This window comes from Maribacter sp. (assembly GCF_049667165.1).
Lineage (GTDB): Bacteria > Bacteroidota > Bacteroidia > Flavobacteriales > Flavobacteriaceae > Maribacter_A.
Window position 1 is genome coordinate 1 of record NZ_JBATHS010000108.1, and the last position, 3,429, is coordinate 3,429.

Here is a 3,429-nt window from a genome sequence, read left to right on the forward strand (position 1 = left end):
ATTCCCGTTCGGATCACCGATACCTTGGTCTTTTCAGCCGTGCAGTATAAACGAAAGGTGGTGCCTGTAACCCGGGCCATGGTTGAAAGTGGGTTTCTGAGGGTGTATATGCAGGCAGGCGAAATAAAGCTCGAAGAGGTAACGGTAATGCCGTATAATCTAAGTGGAAGGCTGGCCCAGGATGTGGTCGGACTACCGATCGATCCCTTGGTGACGGCCAATACCCTGGGGTTGCCCAATGCGGATGTACGGTTTCCCACCCAGGCCGAACGTAGCTTGTATGCGGCGCGTACGTGGGATGCGCACTTCTATATTATCGCCGCTGGCACTAACCTAGACCCTTTGATCAATTACTTTTCAGGCCGTACTAAAAGGTTGAATGAGCGCATCGCCCGTGAGGAAGCTTATGAACAGTTGCAAAAGGTGCGACGTTTTTATGTCGATTCGCTGTTTGTTCAGGGGTTGCGCATCCCAAAGGAGCGAATAACCGATTTTATCGATTTTTGTGGCGTTGATCCGGCCTTTAAAGCCCTTGTCCATGCCCAGGATCGCTTGCGGCTTTGGGATTATATGCGCGCCAAAGGGGCCCAGTATAGGGCGTACAATAATCTGGAATAGCGCCTAATGAAAAGTATGGCATAAAGATTGTTTAATTTTGATTGAAATTTTTACGAGATGAAATTTTTGAAAAAGTGCGGCCTGCTCTTGGTATTGCCTTTGTTGGCCTTTTCAGGCATCCATAAATTCTATGTGAGCGTTACCAATATCCATTATTCAGAGAAGGACGAGGCCATTCAGATTACCTCCCGCATTTTCATCGATGATTTTGAGGACGTCCTTGAAACGCGCTATGGCATTGAAGCGCATTTGGCCTCCGATACTGAGAACAAATTGGCCGAGGAATACATCGAGAAGTACCTAAGGGCCAAATTTCTAGTGTACATCAATGGGGAACAAAGAACCTATGATTTTTTGGGCAAGAAATATGATAATGACGTTATGATCTGCTACCTGGAAATTCCCGAAGTGGGTAAAGATGAGATCAAATCGATAACCGTGCAAAATGAAATACTCACCGATATTTTCGAAGAACAGCAGAATGTGATCCATTTCAAAGTCATGGGAAAAAAGAAAAGTTATGTACTCATCAAAGAAAATAACAAAGGAATGTTAAACTTGTGATAATCCCCGGCAAATACTCGAAAATGCTTTAATTTTGGCCCCTTCTAAATATTGGAATATGAACAAAGTCATGTATGGTTTTGCTTCGATTTTCTTCCTGTTTACTACAGTGATCACCGCTCAGGAAGTAGAACAAGACCAGAGAACCCCCGGACACACCAACCAAAATAAATTCAAACAAATGTATGAGGAGTTCGCAACTCCCAATACCTACCGTTCCGCCTCGGGTACCCCAGGTCCGGATTATTATCAACAGCAGGCCGATTATAAGATAGATGTCGAGTTGGATGATAAGAACGCAAAGATCTACGGTACGGAAACCATTACCTATACCAATAATTCCCCCGATGACCTCGAATATTTATGGTTGCAGTTAGACCAAAATGTACGGGCCAAGGATAGTAAATCGCCCCTGCGCAATGGTTCAGAGCTTTCAATATCTGAGCGACCGGAGGGTTATGTTGATAAATTCCTAAAAGAACCTTTTGATGGGGGTTTCAATATAGAATATATCAAAGATGCTTCCGGCAAACCGCTTTCATACACCATCAACCAAACCATGATGCGGGTGAACATACCAGAACCGTTAAAGAGTAAGGATCAACTATCCTTTTCGATCAAATGGTGGTACAATATCCCCGATCATACGGTCGATAGGGCCCGATCAGGATATGAATACTTTCCGAAAGATGGCAATAGAGCCTATGTCATCGCCCAATTTTTCCCCAGAATGGCCGTGTACAGTGACGTTGAAGGCTGGCAAAACCATCAATTTTGGGGCAGCGGGGAATTCGCCCTTCCCTTTGGGGACTATGAGGTGAATATTACGGTGCCCGCAGATCATATTCTCGACGCTACCGGAGAACTTCAGAATAGAAAGGAGGTCTTCACCAAGGAGATGATGAATCGCTATGAGAAGGCTCAAAAATCATATGATGCGCCTGTGCTCATCGTGACCCAGGCCGAGGCCGAGGCCGCCGAGAAAGGGTATTCGGAACAAAAGAAAACATGGAAGTTCAAGGCTAAAAATGTGAGGGACTATGCCTTTGCCTCGTCCCGAAAGTTCATTTGGGATATGCAGGCCGTAAAAATGGGTTCTGGGGACGTGATGGCCGTCTCCCTATACCCAAGGGAAGGCAATCCCCTATGGGAAGAATATTCCACAAAAGCCGTAGTTCAGACCTTAAAAACCTATTCAAAACATACGTTCGATTATCCGTATCCCAAAGCGATTTCGGTACATGCCAAGAACCAAGGGATGGAGTATCCCATGATTTGTTGGAATTATGGGAGACCCTTTGAAAATGGGTATTATTCCGATCTTACCAAATATGGGATGATCAGTGTGATCATTCATGAAGTAGGCCATAATTTTTTCCCGATGATCGTCAATTCCGATGAGCGACAGTGGGGATGGATGGATGAAGGTTTGGATACCTTTATGCAGTATTTGGCCGAACAGGCTTTTGGGGAGCAATATCCGGAAGCGATCGCCCCAAGTAGTACCTATCCTTCAAGAAGGGGTGAACCCAGTAAGATCGTACCCTATATGAGTGGTGACCAAAGTTTCATTTCGCCGATCATGTCCAACCCTGAAAACGTATATCAATTGGGACCCAACGCTTATGGAAAACCCGCCACGGCCCTTAATATCCTAAGAGAAACGGTAATGGGCAGGGAGTTGTTCGACCATGCCTTTAAAACCTATGCACAGCGCTGGAAATTCAAACATCCCACCCCTGAGGATTTCTTTAGGACCATGGAGGACGCTTCGGCGGTTGATCTGGATTGGTACTGGCGAAGTTGGTTCTATACTACTGATTATGTGGATATAGGGATAAAGGAACTCAAAAAATATTATGTTTCCGATAAGCCCGGCAAAAATATAAAGGAATATTTGGCGGCTAGGAACCTAACGGAAGCGGACCTGCTACCCTTGGTCTATTTGGCCGAGGAAGATAGCGAGGATTATGACCCCAACCTTAAAGGCAAAACACCGTCTGAAGTTTCCAAACCCCTCAAGGAATTCATGATGGACAATATGACGGCCGAAGAGCGGGCAGCCGTCAAAGAGCCCAAGTACTTTTATGAGGTCACTTATGATAAGCCAGGAGGCATACCCATGCCGTTGATCGTAGAGTATACCTATGCCGATGGAACCAAGAAAAATATCACCTATCCGCCCCAAATTTGGAGAAAGAACGATGCGGAAGTAAAACTGGTGATTTCATCCCAAAGTGAATTGGT

General features: G+C 45.3%; 3 protein-coding genes. All 3 read left to right on the forward strand.

Annotated elements, in window-relative coordinates:
- Window positions 1–618, forward strand: a 618-nt coding sequence (locus tag WBM98_RS05840) for a hypothetical protein (RefSeq protein WP_424365090.1), incomplete at its 5' end; no start/stop codon positions are given.
- Window positions 619–675: 57 nt separating this feature from the next.
- Window positions 676–1,182 (forward strand): DUF6702 family protein, encoded by a 507-nt coding sequence (locus WBM98_RS05845; protein WP_424365091.1) that lies wholly within the window; start codon window positions 676–678, stop codon window positions 1,180–1,182.
- A gap of 58 nt (window positions 1,183–1,240) precedes the next feature.
- A partial coding sequence (locus tag WBM98_RS05850; RefSeq protein ID WP_424365092.1) for a M1 family metallopeptidase occupies window positions 1,241–3,429 on the forward strand: 2,189 nt, incomplete at its 3' end.